Annotated in this window: 21 protein-coding genes and 1 riboswitch; of the genes, 14 read left to right on the forward strand and 7 right to left on the reverse strand. The window is 64.2% G+C overall.

Features of this window, described 5'->3' with window-relative positions; genetic code table 11:
- Positions 1-40 precede the first annotated feature (40 nt).
- The gene (locus tag HX792_RS19980; RefSeq protein ID WP_176997704.1) at positions 41-916 is read left to right on the forward strand and encodes a LysR family transcriptional regulator; all 876 of its coding nucleotides are present in this window, start codon (positions 41-43) and stop codon (positions 914-916) included.
- Between the two features lie 21 nt (positions 917-937).
- Here the strand turns inward: HX792_RS19980 and HX792_RS19985 are convergent, their stop codons facing one another.
- Positions 938-1,756: an alpha/beta fold hydrolase gene (locus HX792_RS19985; RefSeq protein ID WP_176997705.1), complete on the reverse strand. Its 819-nt coding sequence runs from the start codon at positions 1,754-1,756 to the stop codon at positions 938-940.
- Between the two features lie 149 nt (positions 1,757-1,905).
- Here HX792_RS19985 and HX792_RS19990 point away from each other — a divergent pair, with 149 nt between their 5' ends.
- The gene (locus tag HX792_RS19990; protein ID WP_176997706.1) at positions 1,906-2,973 is read left to right on the forward strand and encodes an NAD(P)-dependent alcohol dehydrogenase; all 1,068 of its coding nucleotides are present in this window, start codon (positions 1,906-1,908) and stop codon (positions 2,971-2,973) included.
- Between the two features lie 85 nt (positions 2,974-3,058).
- Here HX792_RS19990 and mntP read toward each other — a convergent pair whose 3' ends face one another.
- A complete protein-coding gene (gene mntP / locus HX792_RS19995; RefSeq protein WP_176997707.1) occupies positions 3,059-3,622 on the reverse strand; it encodes a manganese efflux pump MntP in 564 nt (187 codons plus the stop codon).
- Positions 3,623-3,632: 10 nt separating this feature from the next.
- Positions 3,633-3,802, reverse strand: a riboswitch (yybP-ykoY riboswitch).
- Between the two features lie 66 nt (positions 3,803-3,868).
- Positions 3,869-4,441 (reverse strand): LuxR C-terminal-related transcriptional regulator, encoded by a 573-nt coding sequence (locus tag HX792_RS20000; RefSeq protein WP_176997708.1) that lies wholly within the window; start codon positions 4,439-4,441, stop codon positions 3,869-3,871.
- Positions 4,442-4,571: 130 nt separating this feature from the next.
- Between HX792_RS20000 and HX792_RS20005 the strand changes: the two genes are divergently transcribed.
- The 3 genes from HX792_RS20005 to HX792_RS20015 are packed head-to-tail and all read left to right on the forward strand — an operon-like array spanning position 4,572 to position 8,657.
- The gene (locus HX792_RS20005) at positions 4,572-5,750 is read left to right on the forward strand and encodes an acetyl-CoA acetyltransferase (RefSeq protein WP_176997709.1); all 1,179 of its coding nucleotides are present in this window, start codon (positions 4,572-4,574) and stop codon (positions 5,748-5,750) included.
- 3 nt (positions 5,751-5,753) lie between these two features.
- The gene (locus HX792_RS20010) at positions 5,754-7,286 is read left to right on the forward strand and encodes a class I adenylate-forming enzyme family protein (RefSeq protein WP_176997710.1); all 1,533 of its coding nucleotides are present in this window, start codon (positions 5,754-5,756) and stop codon (positions 7,284-7,286) included.
- Positions 7,287-7,328: 42 nt separating this feature from the next.
- Positions 7,329-8,657 carry an MFS transporter gene (locus HX792_RS20015; protein ID WP_176997711.1) on the forward strand — a complete coding sequence of 443 codons (1,329 nt, stop codon included), beginning with the start codon at positions 7,329-7,331 and terminating at the stop codon, positions 8,655-8,657.
- 3 nt (positions 8,658-8,660) lie between these two features.
- On the opposite strand, the gene HX792_RS20020 is transcribed toward HX792_RS20015, so the two are convergent.
- A complete protein-coding gene (locus HX792_RS20020; RefSeq protein WP_176997712.1) occupies positions 8,661-8,972 on the reverse strand; it encodes a hypothetical protein in 312 nt (103 codons plus the stop codon).
- A gap of 216 nt (positions 8,973-9,188) precedes the next feature.
- On the opposite strand from HX792_RS20020, the gene HX792_RS20025 reads away from it, so the two are divergent.
- Genes HX792_RS20025 through HX792_RS20035 form a run of 3 tightly spaced genes read left to right on the forward strand, consistent with a single transcriptional unit; the run spans position 9,189 to position 11,339 of the window.
- Positions 9,189-9,833, forward strand: coding sequence for a secretin and TonB N-terminal domain-containing protein (locus tag HX792_RS20025; RefSeq protein WP_256349878.1), 645 nt, complete (start codon positions 9,189-9,191; stop codon positions 9,831-9,833).
- Positions 9,830-10,375 (forward strand): RNA polymerase sigma factor, encoded by a 546-nt coding sequence (locus tag HX792_RS20030; protein WP_176997714.1) that lies wholly within the window; start codon positions 9,830-9,832, stop codon positions 10,373-10,375. Before HX792_RS20025 ends, HX792_RS20030 begins: the two co-directional genes overlap by 4 nt.
- 37 nt (positions 10,376-10,412) lie before the next feature.
- Positions 10,413-11,339, forward strand: a complete 927-nt coding sequence (locus tag HX792_RS20035) for a FecR domain-containing protein (RefSeq protein ID WP_176997715.1) — start codon at positions 10,413-10,415, stop codon at positions 11,337-11,339.
- A gap of 6 nt (positions 11,340-11,345) precedes the next feature.
- On the opposite strand, the gene HX792_RS20040 is transcribed toward HX792_RS20035, so the two are convergent.
- The gene (locus HX792_RS20040; protein WP_176997716.1) at positions 11,346-11,957 is read right to left on the reverse strand and encodes a type II secretion system protein GspJ; all 612 of its coding nucleotides are present in this window, start codon (positions 11,955-11,957) and stop codon (positions 11,346-11,348) included.
- Positions 11,954-12,406, reverse strand: coding sequence for a type II secretion system minor pseudopilin GspH (gspH, locus tag HX792_RS20045; RefSeq protein ID WP_176997717.1), 453 nt, complete (start codon positions 12,404-12,406; stop codon positions 11,954-11,956). The genes HX792_RS20040 and gspH overlap by 4 nt, the downstream gene beginning before the upstream one ends.
- Before the next feature lie 93 nt (positions 12,407-12,499).
- Here gspH and HX792_RS20050 point away from each other — a divergent pair, with 93 nt between their 5' ends.
- On the forward strand, positions 12,500-12,931 hold the full coding sequence (locus tag HX792_RS20050) for a type II secretion system protein N (RefSeq protein WP_176997718.1): 432 nt from the start codon (positions 12,500-12,502) through the stop codon (positions 12,929-12,931).
- On the opposite strand, the gene gspI is transcribed toward HX792_RS20050, so the two are convergent.
- The gene (gene gspI, locus HX792_RS20055) at positions 12,918-13,283 is read right to left on the reverse strand and encodes a type II secretion system minor pseudopilin GspI (protein WP_176997719.1); all 366 of its coding nucleotides are present in this window, start codon (positions 13,281-13,283) and stop codon (positions 12,918-12,920) included. The genes HX792_RS20050 and gspI overlap by 14 nt on opposite strands.
- A gap of 148 nt (positions 13,284-13,431) precedes the next feature.
- Between gspI and gspG the strand changes: the two genes are divergently transcribed.
- Genes gspG through gspD form a run of 5 tightly spaced genes read left to right on the forward strand, consistent with a single transcriptional unit; the run spans position 13,432 to position 18,646 of the window.
- Positions 13,432-13,881: a type II secretion system major pseudopilin GspG gene (gene gspG / locus HX792_RS20060; RefSeq protein ID WP_176997720.1), complete on the forward strand. Its 450-nt coding sequence runs from the start codon at positions 13,432-13,434 to the stop codon at positions 13,879-13,881.
- 8 nt (positions 13,882-13,889) lie between these two features.
- Positions 13,890-14,780 (forward strand): type II secretion system minor pseudopilin GspK, encoded by an 891-nt coding sequence (gspK, locus tag HX792_RS20065; RefSeq protein WP_176997721.1) that lies wholly within the window; start codon positions 13,890-13,892, stop codon positions 14,778-14,780.
- Positions 14,777-15,847 (forward strand): type II secretion system protein GspL, encoded by a 1,071-nt coding sequence (gene gspL / locus HX792_RS20070; protein ID WP_176997722.1) that lies wholly within the window; start codon positions 14,777-14,779, stop codon positions 15,845-15,847. Before gspK ends, gspL begins: the two co-directional genes overlap by 4 nt.
- Complete coding sequence (gspM, locus tag HX792_RS20075; RefSeq protein ID WP_176997723.1) at positions 15,840-16,352, forward strand: type II secretion system protein GspM; 513 nt, start codon at positions 15,840-15,842, stop codon at positions 16,350-16,352. The genes gspL and gspM overlap by 8 nt, the downstream gene beginning before the upstream one ends.
- Positions 16,349-18,646 (forward strand): type II secretion system secretin GspD, encoded by a 2,298-nt coding sequence (gene gspD, locus HX792_RS20080; protein WP_176997724.1) that lies wholly within the window; start codon positions 16,349-16,351, stop codon positions 18,644-18,646. The genes gspM and gspD overlap by 4 nt, the downstream gene beginning before the upstream one ends.
- The last annotated feature ends 264 nt before the right edge of the window (positions 18,647-18,910 follow it).

Raw genomic sequence — 18,910 nt, forward strand, 5'->3', positions numbered from 1 at the left:
TGGCAAGCCATTGATGCATATATGCAGCGGGGAGGTGCGTGTGAACTGGGATGATGCCCGGGTGTTCCTGGCGGTGTGTCGCGAGTCGACCTTGCGTGGGGCCGCACGGGTATTGGGGGTGGACCAGGCGACGGTCGGTCGACGGGTCAATGCCCTGGAAAAGTCCTTGAACGCGACGTTGTTTTTGCGCACCTCCGAGGGGTATGCGCTGACGGCGGTGGGCGAGGCGGCCCTGCTGTCGGTGGAGAAGATGGAGCGCTCGGCGATTGAACTTGAGCGCCAGATCCAGGGCCTGGATGACCGCCTGACCGGCACCGTACGGGTCAGCACCACCGATTCCCTGGCCATCGACTTCCTGATCCCGGCCATCGCCTGCCTGCTCGACAAGCACCCCGACGTGCGCGTGCAGCTGGACGCTACCACCCAGATCCTCAGCCTGGCCAAGCGCGAAGCCGATATTGCCGTGCGCAACACCCGCCCGGAAAACCCCGACCTGATTGCCCGGCGCATCGCTCGCTGGCCGGTGGGGTTGTTCGCGTCCCAGGGTTACATCGACCGCCACGGCCTGCCGGAACCGGGCAGCGTGTTTGAAGGCCACGACCTGGTGGTCTATCACCCGCACCTGCACAGCCAGAAAGACCTGGCCCTGGTCAACGAGCCGCTGGGGCGCGGGCGCATTGTGGCAGCGGTGGGGTCCAGCCTGTTGGTGCGCCGTTCCATCGCCGCCGGTATTGGCCTGGGTGAATTGCCGGTAGTGACCGGCGAGCGCGACGGGCTGGTGCGCGTCTGGCCCGAGCGCACCCGGGTTTTGCCCTACGACGTGTGGCTGGTGACCCATGCCGACCTGCGCCACACCGCACGGGTGCGGGCAGTGATCGATGAAATTGTCGCGGCGTTTGCGGGGCTGGCCGTGTGACGCCAGGCCCGCTCACCCCAATCAGCGGTTAAGGAAGGCCAGCAGGTCTTCGTTCAGCGCTTGGGTGTGGGTGGCTGCGAAGCCATGCGGTGCATCCTTGTAAACCTTCAACTGGGCGCCCTTGATCAGCTCGGCGGCGACCTTGCCGGTGGTCTCGAATGGCACGATCTGGTCGCCATCGCCGTGGATCACCAGGGTAGGCACATCGATCTTCGCCATGTCCGGGCGGAAGTCCGTCTCGGAGAACGCAGTGACGCAATCCACCGTCGACTTGAGCGAGGCCTGCAGGGCGATTTGCAGGGTTTGGGTGAGCACGCCGGCGGAGACGGTCTGGCCTTTATTGATCCCGAAGAACGGGGTGTTGAAGTCGGCGATGAACTGCGCGCGGTCCTTCAGCAGCCCGGCCTTGATGCCGTCGAACACGGCGGTGGGCACCCCTTGCGGGTAATCCGGCTTTTGGCCGAACAGCGGCGTGACCGCACCCAGCAACACCAGGCCGGCCACGCGGGCGCTGCCATGGCGTGCGATGTAACGCGCTACGTCGCCGCCGCCCATGGAAAAGCCCACCAGCGTCACGTCCTTGAGGTCCAGGTGTTCGATCAACTGGGCGATGTCGTCGGCGAAGGTGTTGTAGTCGTTGCCGGTCCACGGCTGGTCCGAACGCCCGAAGCCGCGACGGTCGAACGCGAGGGTGCGAAAGCCACGGCTGCTCAGGTACTCCATCTGGTATTCCCACATGTCCGCATCCAGCGGCCAGCCGTGGCTGAACAGCACGGGCTTGCCGCTGCCCCAATCCTTGAAGTAGATCTGCGTACCGTCTTTGGCAACGAATGTGCTCATGGAAAACTCCTGGGAGGGTGGGGTGAAAGCATTGCGTCGCACTATTGCGCTAAACCAGACGAAGGGCTTGTACGGATGTGCTCGGTTGAACGGTTCAGCGTCTATGCTGGTCCACTGACCTCCAACGTCAGATCACACAGGTGAACGAAATGGCCAAGACTTACAGCTACGCCGCCCAGAACGCCAAGGATTCCCTCAAGCCCTACACCTTCGAGCGCCGTGCGCCGGGGGCTGATGACGTACAGATCGATATTCTCTTCTGCGGGGTCTGCCACTCCGACCTGCACACCGTGCGCAACGAATGGAACAACACCCTGTACCCGTCGGTGCCGGGGCATGAAATCGTTGGCCGCGTCACGGCGGTGGGCGCCAATGTGAAGAAGTTCAAGGTCGGCGATCTGGCCGGTGTTGGCTGCATGGTCGACAGTTGCCAGCACTGCGCATCCTGCGCCGAGGGCGAGGAGCAGTATTGCGAGAACGGTTTTACCGGCACCTACAATGGGCCGATGTTCGGGGGCGAGAACACCTTCGGCGGTTACTCGGACAATATCGTGGTCAAGGAGAAGTTCGTGCTGCGCATCTCCCATGGCAATGCCAACCTGGCCGCCGTGGCACCGTTGCTCTGCGCCGGGATCACCACCTATTCGCCGCTGCACCACTGGAAGGTCGGCCCGGGTAAAAAAGTTGGAGTGGTCGGCCTTGGCGGTCTGGGCCACATGGCGGTGAAAATCGCCCATGCCATGGGTGCCCACGTCACGCTGTTCACCACCTCACCCAACAAACGTGAAGACGGCCTGCGCCTGGGCGCCGACCAGGTGGTGGTGTCGAAGAACGCGGATGAAATGGCCAAGGTTGCCAACAGCCTGGACTTCATCCTCAACACCGTCGCCGCACCGCACAACCTCGACGCGTTCATCAGCCTGCTCAAGCGCGACGGCACCATGACCCTGGTTGGCGCACCCGACAGCCCGCACCCGTCGCCGGCGGTGTTCAACCTGATCTTCAAGCGCCGCAGCCTGGCGGGTTCGTTGATCGGCGGCATCCAGGAAACCCAGGACATGCTGGACTTCTGCGCCAAGCACAAGATTGTCTCGGACATCGAGATGATCGATATCCAGGGTATCAACGAAGCCTATGAACGGATGCTCAAGGGCGACGTGAAATACCGCTTCGTCATTGACATGCAGAGCCTGAAAAAGGAAAGCCACGCCGCCTGACAACCGCCATCGCCGGCAAGCCACCGCCGATCTCCTGTAGGAGCTGGCTTGCCAGCGATAGCTATCTACCAGACGCTGGTACCGTTCAGGCCGACAGGTGCTCGTACAAAATCGTCGCACCCACCAGCATCAGCACCAGGCCGCCGACCATCTCGGCGCGTTTGCCCACCACCGTACCCAGCACCCGTCCGAGCATCATGCCGATCGTGACCATGGTCATGGTCGCCAGGCCAATGGCGGCTGCAGCCACCAGGATATTCACGTCGACAAACGCCAGGCCCACGCCAACAGCCAGGGCATCGATGCTGGTGGCAAACGCCGTCACGGCCAGGATCATGAATGAATGCTGGGTCGGTTTCTCGACCTCTTCATCCTCGGCCTTGAACCCGTTGTAGATCATGTGCAAACCCAGCGCGACGAGCAGGGTAAAGGCGATCCAGTGGTCCCACTGTTCAACCCAGCGGGTGGCCGCGTGGCCGATGGCCCAGCCGATCATCGGCGTGATGGCCTCGATCACACCAAAGATCAGGCCGGCGCGCAGGGCTTCGGTGAGGCGTGGTTTGTGCAGGCTGGAGCCTTTGCCGATGGCCGCCGCAAAGGCGTCCGTGGACATGGCCAGGGCGAGAAGAATCAGGGAAATGGGGTTCACGGTCAGGCTTCCAGTCGGGCTGCATGAGTCAACGACACACCCACACGCCCGACTACCGGCATGGATATGTCGCTGGTCTCACCAACCACAACGGTGTTCGTACCACGGCAGGTTGCCGAATATGTTGATACGAACGCTTCTGAACAGGTCAGAAGCCGGTTACTCCCCAACGAAGGGCTGCATCATAGAGGGCCAAACATGAAAAAACCGTCAACGCCGTTCACCCGCGCTTGATGTTCAGCTCTGTCAGTTGATCGGAATGATCTTCGACACCAGCTCCACCACCGTCTTGGCCTGCAACTTCCTCATTAGCCGCGCGCGGTGCACTTCCACCGTGCGATGGGAGATCGCCAGGCGCTGGGCGATTTCCTTGGACTTGTAGCCGTTGACGATCAGCAGGGCGATTTCCCGCTCCCGTGGCGTGAGGTCGCCCGTGCCTTGGTGGGCGCGGTCCAGGCGTTCGAAGTGCCAGATCATCAGCTTGAACGGGTCCTCGGGCGTGAGGGTGTAGCCGTGGGACTTGGCCCAGAACACTTCACCGTTTTTGTGCTGCATGAAACGCTCGTCGGAGTAAAAGCCGTTGTCGCTGTCGAGCAGCCAGTCGTGGCTGCGCTTGCCGATGGCGTGGTAGTCGGCCTGGGACGGATAGATCAACAGGGTCAACTGGTTGAGCAGGGCCTCGCGCGGGTAGCCGAACAACTGCAGAAAGGCTTCGTTGCAGTCGATCATCACACGGTGGCTTGTCACCAGTTGCGGTGCGGGGGAGCGTTGGAACGCCAGGCGTTCGATGTCGGGAAATTGCCGGGTAAACACGGTCATCAGGCATCCTGCCTCGTTGTTTTTCTCACCTGGAGGCTACTTATCCGTGTAAGTAGTTACACGAATTGGCGAGCGACCAGTGGTGGGGCATTGTAGGGAATGTACGCACCAAAAACAGAAGAAATTGATTATGACTGCTCAAAGCGTCTCCATTGTTGCCGCCGGTCATTCGCGTTTTGGACGCCTGGAAGGCACCACCCTTGAAGACCTGATCGTGCAGGTCACCCGCGAAGCCCTGGTGGATGCGGCCATCGATGCCGCGCAAATCGATGCGGTGTTCCTCGGGCATTTCAACGCGGGGCTGGTGCCTGACGGCTTTGCCTCTTCTCTGCTGCTGCAGGCCGACCCGGGGCTGCGTTTCAAACCGGCCACGCGCTGCGAAAATGCCTGTGCATCCGGTTCGGCGGCGATCCAGGCCGGGGTGAACGCGATCCTGTCCGGCAGCGCCGAGCTGGTGTTAGTGGTGGGTGCCGAAAAGATGACCCACACCTCCACGGCTGCCGTCACCCAGGCCCTGGCTGGCGCCGGCTACCAGAATGACCCGGCAGAAGCCGGCCTGAGTTTCCCGCAGCTGTTCGGCCGCGCGGCGCGGCAGTACGCCGAGCGCTACCACTGTCCGCTGGGCTCGATGGCGGCCATCGCCACCAAGAACCACTCCAATGCCATGGCCAACCCGCTGGCGCAGATGCACCGGGTGATGGATTTTGAGCACTGCAACAATGTTTCGCCGAGCAACCCGTTTGTGGCCGACTCCCTGCGGCTCACCGACTGCTCGCTGATCAGCGACGGCGCCGCCGCCATCATCCTGGCTTCGCCCAAGCGTGCCCGTGCCTTTCGCCGTGACGTGCAGATCTGCGCGATGACCCAGGTCAACGACTGCCTGCCTATCGCCCAGCGTGACATCCTGGCATTTGAAGGCCCGCAACGGGCGATCCACGCAGCGTTGCGCGGGGCGAACATCACCCTGGCCGACCTGAGTTTCGCCGAGGTGCACGACTGCTTCACCATCGCCGAACTGCTGATCTATGAAGCCATGGGCCTGGCGCCCAAAGGCGAGGGCCATCGCGTGCTCGACAGCGGCGTCGTGCGCGCCGGTGGACGCTTGCCGGTGAACCTGTCCGGTGGCCTCAAGGCCAAGGGGCACCCGGTGGGGGCCACCGGGGTGTCGATGCATGCCTTGGCGTTCCGCCAACTCACCGGTGAACCGATCGGCCTGGCAGTGCCCAACCCCGAGTTCGGCCTGGTGTTCAACATGGGCGGGATGGCGGTGGCCAACTATGCCTCGGTCCTCCATGCGCGGCGCTGCTGAACCATGAACATTGCCAACTGGCTGCACGACACCCAACGCCGCGATCCTCAACGCCCCGCGCTGTTCGACGGCACGCGGCAAACCGCCGACTATGCCACCTTCGCCGCCCATGCCCGCCAACGCGCCGCCTGCCTGGTGGACCAGCACGGGCTGGTGCCCGGCGATGCGGTGGCGGTGCTGATGAAAAACAGCGGCGACTACCTGGAATTGCTCTACGCCATCTGGTGGATGGGGGCGGTCGCGGTGCCGATCAACGCCAAGCTGCACCCGGCCGAGGCGGCGTGGATCGCGACTAACGCTGAGGTGCGCCTGATCTTCACCGACGGCGGCCAGGTGTTTGCCGCACGCGACCTGCCTACAGGCTGCAAGGAGCTGGACGGCCACGTGCTGCCCCCGACACGCCCCTGGCCCACTCTGGAACACCCGGTGCCACGCCAGGACTCAGACCTTGCCTGGCTGTTCTACACCTCCGGCACCACGGGGCGTTCCAAGGGCGTGATGCTGTCCCATGGCAACCTCATGGCGATGTCGCTGTGTTATCCCACCGATGTCGACTCGGTGAGTGGAGATGACGCGGTGGTGTATGCCGCGCCGATGTCCCATGGCGCAGGGCTCTACAACTTCATCCATGTGCGCTGCGGTGCACGGCATGTGGTGCCGGCTTCCCATGGCTTTGACGCCGCCGAGCTGTTCGGGCTGGCGACCGAGTTGGGCAACGTTTCATTGTTTGCTGCGCCCACCATGGTCAAGCGTATGGTCGAACAGGCGCGGCGCCAGGGTTATGCCGGCGAGGGCATCAAGACCATCGTCTACGGCGGTGGCCCGATGTACTTGGCGGACCTGCGCGAAGCTCTGGACACCTTCGGCCCGCGCTTCGTGCAGATCTACGGCCAGGGCGAAAGCCCGATGACCATCAGCGTGCTGCCACGCGCACTGATCGCCGACCGCCAGCGGCCGGATTGGGCGATCCTGGCCGCGTCCGTCGGCCACGCGCAATCCTGTGTGGAAATCCGCATTCTGAATGCAGAGCACCAGCCAGTGGCCACCGGCGGGCGGGGTGAAATTGCCGTGCGCGGTGCCACGGTGATGCAAGGCTACTGGCGCAACCCCCAGGCCAGCGAGCAAGCCCTGGTAGACGGCTGGCTGTTGACCGGCGATATCGGTTTTCTCGACCCGGCCGGCTACCTGACGCTCACGGACCGTTCCAAGGACGTGATCATCACGGGCGGCAGCAACGTGTACCCGCGTGAAGTCGAGGAAGTGCTGGCCCAACATCCCGAGGTGTTTGAAGTGTGCGTGGTGGGCGAGCCGGACGCGCAGTGGGGCGAGTCGGTGGTGGCATTTGTGGTAACCCGCAGCGGTCAGACCCTCGACGATGCCGAATTGACTGCCTGGTTTCTCGAACGCATGGCCTCGTTCAAGAAGCCCAAAAAATATGTGTTCCGCGATGAGCTGCCGAAGAACAGCTACGGCAAAATCCTCAAGACCGACTTGCGACAGGTGTTGAAAGCAGGGAGTATCGCCGCCGTTCGCTGAACCCGTTTTCCATGGATAGATAACAGACAAGGAGTCCCTTCAATGGGCATTCACGCGCAAGACACGGTCCGCAAGCGGCGCCGTGCGTTTCTCGGTGCCACCTCCGGCCACTTGATCGAGTGGTACGACTATGGCGTCTACGGCTTTCTCGCCGTGTACATCGGCCAGGCTTTTTTTGTCTCCGATGACCCCACCACCAGCCTGCTGGCAAGCTTCGCCGCGTTTGCCCTGAGCTTCTTCATCCGGCCGCTGGGCGGGCTGTTCTTCGGCCCGCTGGCCGACAAGATTGGCCGTCGCAAGACCCTGATCATGGCGCTGGTGATGATGACCGGTTCCACCGTGTTGCTGGGCCTGTTACCCACCTACGCCACCCTTGGCATCGCCGCGCCGATCCTGTTGATCCTGGTGCGCTGCGTGCAGGGCTTCTCGGCGGGTGGCGAGATCGGCACGGTCACCAGTTTCATCTCCGAATACGCCGGCCCCGGTCGACGCGGCTTTGCCACCTGCTGGCTGATGGTTACCGCCGTGCTCGGCCTGTTGCTGGGCGGCGCGGTGGCCAACGGCATGACCTGGGTGCTGGGCGCCGACGTGATGCAGGAGTGGGCGTGGCGCGTGCCGTTCCTGATTGCCGCACCGCTGGGCTTTATCTCCATGTACATCCGCCTCAAGCTTGAAGACAGCCCCGAGTTCCTCGCCCTGCAACGCGCCGGGCAAACCTCCCGCGCGCCGCTGCGTGAGGTCTGGCAGTGGAAGCGGGCGATTGCCCTGGTGTTTTTCATCATCACCCTGCACAGCTCGATCTTCTACCTGGTGCTGACCTTCGCCTCGACCTACATGGCCAAGATCCTCAAGTTCGACAGCGGCACCACTTTACTCTACGTGTTCGTGGCCAGTTTCTCGGCGGCGTTTGTGATGCCGTTCGGGGGGGCGTTCACCGACAAGTACGGGCGCAAGCCGTTCCTGATGGTGATCGGCACCCTGGCCACCCTGGCGATGTTCTGGCTGTTCAAGTCGGCACCCACCGCCACACCGGCGTCGTTCTTTGCACCCTTGATGGCGGTGGCGATCCTGTTCGGGCTGTATGCATCGTCCACCTATGCGCTGATGAGCGAACTGTTGCCCACGCGCATCCGCTCCACCGGGATTGCCGTGGCCTACAACGTGCCGGTGGCGGTGTTCGGCGGCAGCGCGCCGTTGATCTCTACCTGGCTGATCAAGGTGACAGGCGACATCACCTCGCCGTGGTACTTCTACGTGGCCACCGGCGTGGTGTCGTTGATTGCCCTGGTGGTGTTGCGTAAGGAAGACTTTGTCGCCAGCAGCCACCCGGCGGTGGCGCAGGCCCCAGGCGCGTTGGCCAGCGCAGCCTGATGCTCAGGGGCGTTGCGGCTTGACCGACGTCCCGAACGTATTGCCCATGCGCACACTGGTCGCCGCCGGCGTGGATAAACCCACCTGGTTCGGCGGCCGCTTCTCTACCGGAATGTTCTGGGCCTCGCGGTTTTTCTGCGCGGCCTTGGCGGCATCCGGCGTGTTGCCCATCTGCTGGCTCAGGCAGCCATAGTCGGGCGCCTTATACCCATCCACCGTGACTTCCGTGCAGCTTGGGGCAGCGGTTTCGGCGTGGGCGACCAATGGCAATACGGCGCACAGCAACAGGCTGGCAAGGGGTACAAAGCGCTTCATCTGGGCCTCCTGGCAGGCCCGCGAAGGGGGCCGTCAACCCTGGCAAGTGTAGTGCAGCGGGCTTGCCGTCACCGTGATGTTTTTTTTGCCATCACCGTAACATCAGGTTCATAAACTGGCCTCAGGATGACGGTTTTCAAGGACACGTCAGCCGTGCAGCGATGCAGAGCGGGGGGTGGGCAAGGGAGCTTGAGGCGCGCCGTACGCGCCCTGGTCTTGCTATGGCTGCTCGCCGGCACGCAGCCGGCGATCGCCGAGTCGCCGCTGTTGCTTCTGGACTTGCCAGCACAAGACCTGGAACACGCACTGCAAGCGTATAGCCGCGCCACTGGGATGGCGGTGCTGGTGGACCGCGAGTTGACGCGGGGCCGGCGCTCCATCGGTGTGCGCGGGCGCTACACGGCGCAAGAAGCACTGGCGATGTTGCTGACAGGGAGTGGCCTGATGGCACGTTATGCACGCAACGATGCGTTCACTTTGCAACGCCCCGACGTCGAACAGGCGCCTGCGCCGCGTGGCCTCTCTGCACGCAACGCCGCGCGGCTCAACAGTAGCTACGCCGCGGCGTTGCAGCAGGCGATCGAAGCCAGCCTGTGCCGTACGCCGTTGACTCGCCCGGGAACTTACCGTGCGCTGGTGCAGGTGTGGGTCAACCCGCAAGGGCTGATCGAACATAGCCGGCTGGTCAGTTCCACGGGTGATACGCAACGCGACGAAGCCCTGGTGCGCGGCCTTGGCACCGCCCGGGTTGAACGCCCGGCACCCAGTTCGCTGCGCCAGCCCGTGACCTTACTTTTGATGCCCGACACAACAGGAATGCGCATGGAATGCACAGCAGGGAAAGGAGCCACGGGCGGATGAAAAATACCGGGCACAGTACGATGGTCAGCTTGTTCCTGGCGTCCTACGAGGACTTCAAGGTGCGTTTGCGCAAGCGCCTGGGCTCCGAGGACCTGGCCAACGACGTCCTGCACGAAACCTACCTGCGGGTCGACCGCATGGACGTGCCACCCAACCTGCAACAGCCCAACGCCTACCTGTACCGCATGGCCCTGAACATTGCCGCCGACCGCCGCCAGGCCGACGCGCGCTTGCTCACTGGCAGCGAAGTCGAAGAGCTGCTGCAAACCGGCGACGAAGCCCTGGACCCGTCGCGGGTGGTGGGTGGCCAGCGCGAGATCCAGTCCCTGGTCAAGGCGCTCTACGAGCTGCCGGCACGCCGGCGCAAGATCCTCATCGCGGCGCGCCTGGAGGAGGCGCCACACCTGGAAATCTCCCAGCGTTTTGGTATCTCCACGCGCATGGTCGAGAAGGAAATCAAGGCCGCCCTGGGCCATTGCGCCAAGCGCCTGGAAAGAAAAGTGATTCAGCGGTTCGGTCCCGGGGCCGGAAAACCGTCTTAGTATCGAGTCCCTGATAAATCCGTGAGTATTTGCGCGCTTGAACATTTTTAGCCTCTCCGCCGCCCGGCAATCCGCCGCCAGCCCCCTGCACGATGAAGCCCGCGACTGGCTGCTGCTGCTGACCTCGGGGCGCGCCACCGTGGCCGACGCCAAGGCGTTGCGCGCCTGGTGCGCCCAGAGCCCGGAACATGCCCAGGCGTTCGAGCAGGCCAAGCTGTTGTGGCAGCACATCGGCACGGCCGCCGAGCAATCGGCCGCGCCCCGTCACTTTGGACGACGCGCGTTCCTCGGCGGGGCGATTGCCGCCTCCGCTGCCGTGGTGATGGTGCGTGTTGGCGTGCCGGGTGGGTTTGCCGGCTTGACCGCCGACTACAAGACCGAAGTCGGCGAGCAGCGCCAGGTGGTCTTGAGCGAGGGCGTGAGCCTGGAACTCAACACCCAGACGCGCATCAGCCGGGTGGGGCAGGGCATCGAATTGCTCGAAGGTGAAGTGGAGGTGCTTGCCCGGGTGACGCAACCGCTCAAGGTCCAGGCCGGTGAGGGCTGGGTGAGTGCCGGGCAAGCGCGCTTCAATGTGCGCAACACCGACCATAGCGTGTGCGTGACGTGCCTTGAAGGTTGGTTGTCGGTGGACGTGGCCGGGCGCAGCGTACGCCTCGACAGCGGCCGCCAACTGACCTACGGCGCGGCTGGCATCGGTGAGCCGGTGTCCGTGGACACCCAGGCGGTGGTGGCGTGGCGCGAACAGGTGCTGGTGTTCAACAACGCAACGCTTTCGACGGTGGTGGATGAGATCAACCGCTACCGACCGGGGATGCTGGTGTTGCTCAACAAGCAATTGGGCCAACGGCGGGTGCAGGCGCGGTTCAACCTGCAACAGTTGGCGGGTGTCGCGCTGTTGATTCGTGATGCTTACGGCGCCAAGTGCACCGAGTTGCCGGGTGGGGTGGTGCTGTTGAGCTAGGTTGTATCAGTTCAACGGCCCCATCACCTGCCGATACCGCTCCACGCCCTGGGGTGTCTGTCGCACCAGGCTGATCTCCATCCCCAACGGGTCTTCCCGTCGATTGCCACTCAGCTGGCGCCAGCCCTTGTCCGCTTCCCAGACCCGCACTTGCAGGTCGCTGACGCCCGTCAAAACAACAACGCCATCTTTCGCTGCCGGCAGCGGGAAACGATCCCGGCTTGGCGCGGCTGCGCGGTAGAGGTTGTCGCCCTTGAGCCACCAGCGCACGCGCTGCAAGCCATCGCCGGCTGCGGGCGCACTGCGGATCACGTCCAGCCGGAAGCCTTTGCTGTCGGAGCTGCGCACGGTGACGGCAGCGAGCCCATCGGTTTTGTCTGTCTCTTCCTGGGAGGTGCCGGGCGTCGTCAATTCAACACTGGCGCGCAGGCTGATGTCGCGCTGCATCTGGTTCAATGCGCGCAACAGCGCTTCGGTCTGCTCGGTGCTGGCCTGCAAGTGCTGGTCGGCACGGGTGACGCTGTCCAGGCCGCGCCAGGCGATGAGGCTGACCACCGCCATCAGCATGATTGCCACCATCACCTCGATCAGCGTGAAGCCTTTTTGCGCAGCGTTCATGGCAGGCTTACCACGCGTAGCAGGCCGGCGGCATCGCGTTGCAGGCTGAGGCTGTGTTGCCCGTCCGACAGCACCACGCGTACGGGCGGGTTGATCCATTCGGCGTTGAGCACCAGGGTCTGCCGGGGTTCGATGTTGATTTGCATCGGGGTGCTTTCCCAGAGGCGTGGTCGTAGCGAATCGTCATTTTTAAAGGTCTCCACGTCCAGCCCATCGTCGCTGCGGCGGTTGAAACGATAGCCCTTGGCGTCGGCACGCCAAGTGATCGGCCGACCGTCGGCGCGGGCTTCGGCCTGGGCCACTTGCAGCAATTGGCTCAGGCGTTCGGCGTCCTTGCGCAGCAGGTGCAGCGGGTCGGGCTTGATGGTGAGGCTGATGGCCGCGCTGGCGATGCCGATGATCACCAGCACCACCATCAGCTCGATCAGGGTGAAGCCGCGTTGTTTCATCGCAAGGCACCTGGGGAACTGGAGAGGTTGTGAAATAAAAACGTGCGAATTGGCCTGTAGGCTGGTGCCACGGACAAACAGGAGGTCCTGGACATGGCATTCGCTCATCGTTTTACCCTGGCCCACGGCGTGCAGGCGCTGAGCGTGTTGGCCGCGCTGGCGGGCGTGGCGGTCTGGACACCGCTGTTGCTCACCTCGGCCGAATCCCACACGCCCCAGGCCACCCCCCAGGCCTTGGCAGCGCGCAGTGACAGCCCGGCGCTGCAATGGTTTTCCAACGCACCGACGGCGGTGCAAATCAAAGTCTCGGGTGTGCTCGCCGGGGCGCGGGGCGCAGTGGCGATCCTCAGCCTCAACGACGGCCCGCCGCGCAGTTTCCTGCTGGGCGAACGGGTGAGCCCTGGCGTGCGTCTCACGGCCATCGAAGGCGATGGGGTAGAGATCGAGCGCGGTGGCGAGAAGCAGCGGGTCCACCTCGACAAGCTGGCGCCGGCCCCGGAACTGGCGCCGCTCACTCGGCCATGACCTGGGTGTCCAGGCGGGCCAGGGGCGGCGCCTCGCGGCTGGCGTCCAGCACCTGCACCCTGACCTGATACAGGCGCCCATCGGCGTTGATGGTCTGCTCGCAGCGCAACTTCAAACGGCCCTGGTCACACTCGAAGGTCTTCTTGCCGGTGCGCAGGTGCCCCTCCAGGCGCAGCTCCGCCAGGCGGCTCTGGGCCGCCAGCAAGGCCATCGACTTGTCGCGCAGCAACCCATTGCTCTGGGTCATCAGGCCCGCCACGCGCACGGCGGCCGCCATGGCCACAGCGATGATCGCCAGGGCCACCAGCACCTCAATGAGGGTAAAACCTTGCGCGTTGCGACGGCCGACCATGGCGCTCTCAAACCCTGGAAACAGGCCCGCAGACTAGCGCCGGCAGTTGACCGATTGGCGACCAAACCTCCCGAGGATTTTCAATACGACTGACATGTGTTCTTGCAACACTGCGCCACGAATTGAACCCCAGCCAAGGAATGTCGAGATGGATATCGCGCCCCTTAACGCCCCATTGCCAGGCCCTCGCGGCCAACGTGGCTTCACCCTGATCGAGATCATGGTGGTGGTGGTCATCCTCGGGATTCTTGCGGCGATGGTGGTGCCCAAGGTGCTGGACCGCCCGGACCAGGCACGGGCCACGGCGGCGAAACAGGACATCGGCGGGCTGATGCAGGCACTGAAACTGTATCGCCTCGACCACGGCACTTACCCCAGCATGAACCAGGGCTTGAAAGTACTGGTGGAACGCCCGGCCGATGCCAAGAACAGCAACTGGCGCGCCTACCTTGACCGCCTGCCGAACGACCCGTGGGGCAACCCTTATCACTACCTCAACCCGGGCGCCAACGGCGAGGTCGATGTGTTCTCCCTCGGCGCTGACGGCAAGCCGGACGGCGACGGCGTGAATGCCGATATCGGCTCCTGGCAGTTGTAAGGCTCGCCATGAAACGGCATTCGCCCGCAGCGGCGAAGCAGCGCGGCATGGCGATCATCAGCGCCTTGCTGATCGCGGCAGTGGTGGCGGTGCTCGCCGGCAGCATGCTCACGCGTCAGACCGTGTTCACCCGCAGCCTGGAAGCCGAGCAACTGCGCATTCAGGGCCAGTGGCTGTTGCAGGGTGGCCTGGAGCAGAGCCGTCGCCTGTTGTGGGACGCCCGCCAGAAAGACGTGCTGACCCGCCTCGACCAACCGTGGGCGTACGCCCAGAGCGGTGCATTTGAGGGGCGGCTGGCCGATGAACAAGGCAAGTTCAACCTGCGCAACCTGGTCAACCGCCAGCAGGTGGATGCCGAGCAACTGCAGCGTTTCGAGCGCCTGTGTCGCCTGATCGGCGTCGACCCAAGCCTGAGCCGACGCATCAGCCAGAGGGTGATTGGCTCCTATGATCAGCGCACAGGGGATGACGCTTTGCCCGCCAAGTACCCGGTGCTGCGCAGCCTGGACGACCTCAGTGGCCTCGAAGGCCTCGACCCGCTGCTGCTGCAGCGTCTGCAGACCTTTATCAGCGTGCTGCCCGGCAATACCTGGGTCAACGGCAACACCGCCAGCGCCGAAGTGCTCAGTGCGGTGGTGCCGCAACTGAGCCTGTCCCAGGCCCAGGGGCTGGTGGCCGAGCGGGACAGCGGGCGCTGGTTTATCAACCGCGGGGATTTCGTCAACCGTCTGCACTTGCCCCAGGTGGCGGTGGATTCGGTGGAGGTGGGCATTACCAGCGAGTGGTTCCGCCTGCAGGGCCAGGCGCGGCGCGAGCAGCGGCGGGTGACACTCGATGCTTTGCTGCACCGCCCGGAAGACCGCCAGCCCCGGGTGATCTGGTCGCGGGTGGGCGTATGAAACGCTTGCGCATTGGCTTGCCGCCCCTCGATCAACTCAGCGCTGACAGCCCGGTGACTTTTGCCTGGGTGGAGCGTGGGGCGGTGGTGAGTGAAGGCCAGGAGCGCCTGGCGCAATTGGGCAAGCATCGCCAGGCCGTCGACTGCTTCCTGCACCCGCGTGACAGCCTGCTGACTGGCTTGGAACTGCCGCCATTGCCGGCGGCTAAAACCCAGGCCGCCGTGGCTTGCGCAGCACAGGCATTGATCCTCGGCCCGGTGGAGCAGATGCAGGTTGCCCACGGCCCACGCGAAAGCGACGGGCGTGTGCAAGTGGCCTGGGTGCCCAAGGACGGCTTGCAGCGTTTGGGCCAGGTGTTGGCTCAGGCACAACTCAAGCTGCGCGGCCTGTACCCGGCGCCCTATGCGTTGCCGGTAGGCACGTCGGTGCTGGAAGACGGGTATCTGTTGACGCGTGACACCTTGCAACAGGGCGCGGTGCATCCCCTGGGCCAGCCAGCGCTGGATGTGCAGTGGGTCGATGCGGCGCAGCGCTGGAGCGGCGCAACACCGGCGTGGGGCTTGCAGGGCCGCCTGAGTCCGCCGTCTACCGTGGGGTGGGGCAGGGCGTTGGCCTGCCTTGGTGTGGCCGCTGCGATCTGGACGATTGGCCTGAACCTGTACGCCGCCCGCCAGGCGGATGAAGGCCAACGAATCAAGGCAATGCTCAGCCAGCAAGTGCGCCAGGCATTCCCCGAATTGCCGGTGGTGCTCAACCCCTTGCAGCAGGCCCGCCAGCAGTTGGCCGCGCGGCAGAGCGGTGCGGCGGGCGAGCCGGGCCAGCGCTTCAGCAGCCTGTTGCAACTGGCCGGCAGCCAGCTGCCGTTCATGGTCGGCAGTGTCGAGAGCCTGACGTTCGAACAGGGGCGTTTGCACTTGGCTTTGTTAGCCGACAGCCGCAGCCCCGCTGTGGAAGGGGAGTGGCAAGCCGCCCTGGCCCAGGCCGGTTTCAGCGCTGTTCGCGATGACCATGGCTGGACCCTCGGCCCCGCTGAAACCGCCAGCGTCCAGGAAGCCAGCGATGAATAAGTGGCAGCAACTGCGTGGCCAGTCCCACGTGTTCTGGAGCGGCCTGGCCCTGCGGGAAAAACGCATGCTGGTCGGCACCGGCGTGGCCCTGGCGAGCCTGTTGACCTGGATGGTGTTGGTGCAGCCGGCGCTGAAAAAAATCGATTACTGGCAGGCCGAAACTCCGAAATTGCGCTCCCAGGCGCAAGCCCTGCACGTGCTGTTGCAGGACGTCGCCGCGCCTCGGCCGGCTGACGAACCCTCGCTGCGCCAGGCCCTGGATGGCGCTGGTTTGCACGGCCGCTATCAATTGGAAGCGCTGGCACCGGGCGGCTGGCGCCTGACCTTCGACAATGCACCGGCCGACGCCGTGGTGAGCTGGCTGCTGGGCAACCCCCGTTCGTTCTCTCTGGAGGTGTCCGAGGCGCGTTTGCAGCGCGCAGAGGACGCCGTCGACAACTCGGCCGGCACTGTGTCCGGGACCGTTCGCATGGATCAGGCGCTTGGCGCTAAGGAAGCTTCATGAAGTGGTCAGTCCCGCCTTTCCGTTTGGCCGCACCCTTGCTGGTGCTGGCCCTGAGCGCGTGCAGCAACAACCAGCCCGTCAAGCCGCTGCTGGTGGACAGCGAACTCGGCCAGCCCTTGGCCGAAACCCGCCATAGCGATACGCCGCTGGATCGCCAGCGCGAACCCGCGCCCCGGGCGCCCGTGCAACACCCGGTGACCAACAGCGCCCGTGGTCATGCCCCGGCGGTGGTCAAGGCGCGCAACCCGCTGGGCGACCAGCCCGTGCAGCTGAATTTTGTCGAGGCGGATATCCAGGCGGTGGTGCGCGCGCTGTCCCGCGCCACCGGCCAGCAGTTCCTGGTGGACCCACGGGTGAAGGGCAACCTGACCCTGGTCAGCGAAGGCCAGGTGCCGGCGCACCAGGCCTACGACATGTTGCTGGCGGCGCTACGTATGCAAGGTTTCAGCGTGGTGGACGTGGGCGGCGTGGCCCAGGTGGTGCCGGAAGCCGACGCCAAGCTGCTCGGCGGCCCGATCTACAGCGCTGGCGCCACGGGCATGCAGACCCGCACGTTCCGCCTGCAATACGAAAACGCGGTGAACCTGATCCCGGTGCTGCGCCCCATCGTGTCGCCGAACAACCCGATCAATGCCTACCCCGGCAACAACAGCATCGTCATCACCGACTACGCCGAAAACCTCGCGCGCGTGGCGCAGATCATCAGCGGCATCGACACGCCGAGCGCCATCGACACCGACGTGGTGAAAGTGCAGAACGGCATTGCCGTGGACATCGCGGCCATGGTCGCTGAACTCCTGGAAACCCAGGGCGCCGACCAGACCCAGAAGATCAACGTGGTGGGCGACCCGCGCTCCAACTCGATCATCATCCGCTCTGGCAGCCCCGAACGTACGGAGCTTGCGCGCAACCTCATCTACAAGCTCGACAACGCCCAGAGCAACCCGAGCAACATGCACGTGGTGTACCTGCGCAACGCCCAGGCCGGCAAGCTGGCTCAGTCACTGCGTGGCCTGCTGACCGGCGAGAGTGACTCCGGTGTCAGTGACGAGGCGCGTGGCAAGCTCAGCAGCATGGGCAGCACCGGCCAGAACGGCCAGGGCACTCCCACGCAGAACAGCAGCGGCACGCCCACCGGCAGCGGCGTGCAGACGGGGTACGGCCAGCAGGCCAACTCGGCAACGACCACCGCCGGCAGTACGTCCAACGACCAGAACACCGCGTTCAGTGCCGGGGGCGTGACGATCCAGGCGGACGCCACCACCAACACCTTGCTGATCTCGGCGCCCGACCCGCTGTACCGCAACCTGCGCGAAGTGATCGACATGCTCGACCAGCGCCGCGCCCAGGTGGTGATCGAGAGCCTGATCGTTGAAGTCAACGAAGACGATGCCACGGAGTTCGGCGTGCAGTGGCAGGCTGGCAACCTGGGTGGCAGAGGGGGCTTTGGCGGTGTGAACCTGGGGGGCAGCGGTCTGAATGGCACGCCTACCAGCAAAACCAGTATCGATGTGCTGCCCAAGGGCCTGAACATCGGTCTGGTCAATGGCACCGTGGACATTCCCGGTATCGGCAAGGTGCTCGACTTGAAGGTGCTGGCCCGTGCGTTGAAGAGCAAGGGCGGCACCAACGTGCTGTCGACGCCGAACCTGCTGACCCTGGATAACGAGGCAGCGAGCATTTTTGTGGGGCAGACCATTCCGTTTGTCACCGGCAGTTATGTGACCGGTGGCGGGGGCACCAGCAATAACCCGTTCCAAACCGTGCAGCGTGAAGAGGTGGGGCTGAAGCTGAACGTGCGGCCGCAGATTTCCGAGGGCGGCACGGTGAAGCTGGACATTTACCAGGAGGTCAGCAGCGTCGATGCGCGGGCTTCGGTGGACGCGGGGACGGTGACCAACAAGCGGGCGATCGATACCAGCATTCTGTTGGATGACGGGCAAATCATGGTGCTGGGGGGGTTGTTGCAGGATGGGTATAGCCAGAGCAATGACGCGGTGCCTTGGTTGTCGGATATCCCCGGGTTGGGGGCGTTGTTTCGTAATGAAAAGCGCAGTGTGAACAAGACCAACTTGATGGTGTTTTTGCGGCCTTACATTATTCGCGACAGTGGGGCGGGGCGCAGTATTACGTTGAACCGGTATGAGTTTATGCGCCGGGCCCAGGGTGGGTTGCAGCCGGAGCGTAGTTGGGCGATGCCGGATGTGCAGGCGCCGCAGTTGCCTTCGGTGGAGAAGGCGATTCCTGTGGGGCCGCAGGGGCCGAGGGCGGTGATTCGGGCGGTGCCTCAGTGATTGGGGGGATCTCTAACTGGGGGAGCTGGCTTGCCTGCGATGGCGGTATGTCTGTGTACATATCCGTTGCTGCGGTAACGGCGGCTTATGGTTCCGCTCTTACAGCGGGTCACTTTTGGAAAGGCCCAAAAGTAACCAAAAGGCCTTCGCCCCAACACTCGGTGCCTCGCCTAGGCTCGGCATGCCCTCACTCCGGCTTGAATCCGTGGGCCGCCGCCACGCGCCATCCATGGCGCGGGGCGGCTAACCCGGCGTCCTGCCGGG

It is taken from the genome of Pseudomonas sp. B6002 (assembly GCF_013385985.1).
GTDB lineage: Bacteria > Pseudomonadota > Gammaproteobacteria > Pseudomonadales > Pseudomonadaceae > Aquipseudomonas.

What these genes read in the sequence shown, in the direction of transcription:
- HX792_RS20010 (WP_176997710.1), top strand. Translation starts at nt 5,754, where the DNA reads ATGAACATTGCCAACTGGCTGCACGACACCCAACGCCGCGATCCTCAA.
- HX792_RS20050 (WP_176997718.1), top strand. Translation starts at nt 12,500, where the DNA reads ATGGCATTCGCTCATCGTTTTACCCTGGCCCACGGCGTGCAGGCGCTG.
- HX792_RS20030 (WP_176997714.1), top strand. Translation starts at nt 9,830, where the DNA reads ATGAAAAATACCGGGCACAGTACGATGGTCAGCTTGTTCCTGGCGTCC.
- gspI (WP_176997719.1), bottom strand. Translation starts at nt 13,283, where the DNA reads ATGGTCGGCCGTCGCAACGCGCAAGGTTTTACCCTCATTGAGGTGCTG.
- gspH (WP_176997717.1), bottom strand. Translation starts at nt 12,406, where the DNA reads ATGAAACAACGCGGCTTCACCCTGATCGAGCTGATGGTGGTGCTGGTG.
- HX792_RS20015 (WP_176997711.1), top strand. Translation starts at nt 7,329, where the DNA reads ATGGGCATTCACGCGCAAGACACGGTCCGCAAGCGGCGCCGTGCGTTT.
- HX792_RS20000 (WP_176997708.1), bottom strand. Translation starts at nt 4,441, where the DNA reads ATGACCGTGTTTACCCGGCAATTTCCCGACATCGAACGCCTGGCGTTC.
- gspG (WP_176997720.1), top strand. Translation starts at nt 13,432, where the DNA reads ATGGATATCGCGCCCCTTAACGCCCCATTGCCAGGCCCTCGCGGCCAA.
- HX792_RS20005 (WP_176997709.1), top strand. Translation starts at nt 4,572, where the DNA reads ATGACTGCTCAAAGCGTCTCCATTGTTGCCGCCGGTCATTCGCGTTTT.
- HX792_RS20040 (WP_176997716.1), bottom strand. Translation starts at nt 11,957, where the DNA reads ATGAACGCTGCGCAAAAAGGCTTCACGCTGATCGAGGTGATGGTGGCA.
- gspD (WP_176997724.1), top strand. Translation starts at nt 16,349, where the DNA reads ATGAAGTGGTCAGTCCCGCCTTTCCGTTTGGCCGCACCCTTGCTGGTG.
- gspK (WP_176997721.1), top strand. Translation starts at nt 13,890, where the DNA reads ATGAAACGGCATTCGCCCGCAGCGGCGAAGCAGCGCGGCATGGCGATC.
- HX792_RS19985 (WP_176997705.1), bottom strand. Translation starts at nt 1,756, where the DNA reads ATGAGCACATTCGTTGCCAAAGACGGTACGCAGATCTACTTCAAGGAT.
- gspL (WP_176997722.1), top strand. Translation starts at nt 14,777, where the DNA reads ATGAAACGCTTGCGCATTGGCTTGCCGCCCCTCGATCAACTCAGCGCT.
- HX792_RS20020 (WP_176997712.1), bottom strand. Translation starts at nt 8,972, where the DNA reads ATGAAGCGCTTTGTACCCCTTGCCAGCCTGTTGCTGTGCGCCGTATTG.
- gspM (WP_176997723.1), top strand. Translation starts at nt 15,840, where the DNA reads ATGAATAAGTGGCAGCAACTGCGTGGCCAGTCCCACGTGTTCTGGAGC.
- HX792_RS19990 (WP_176997706.1), top strand. Translation starts at nt 1,906, where the DNA reads ATGGCCAAGACTTACAGCTACGCCGCCCAGAACGCCAAGGATTCCCTC.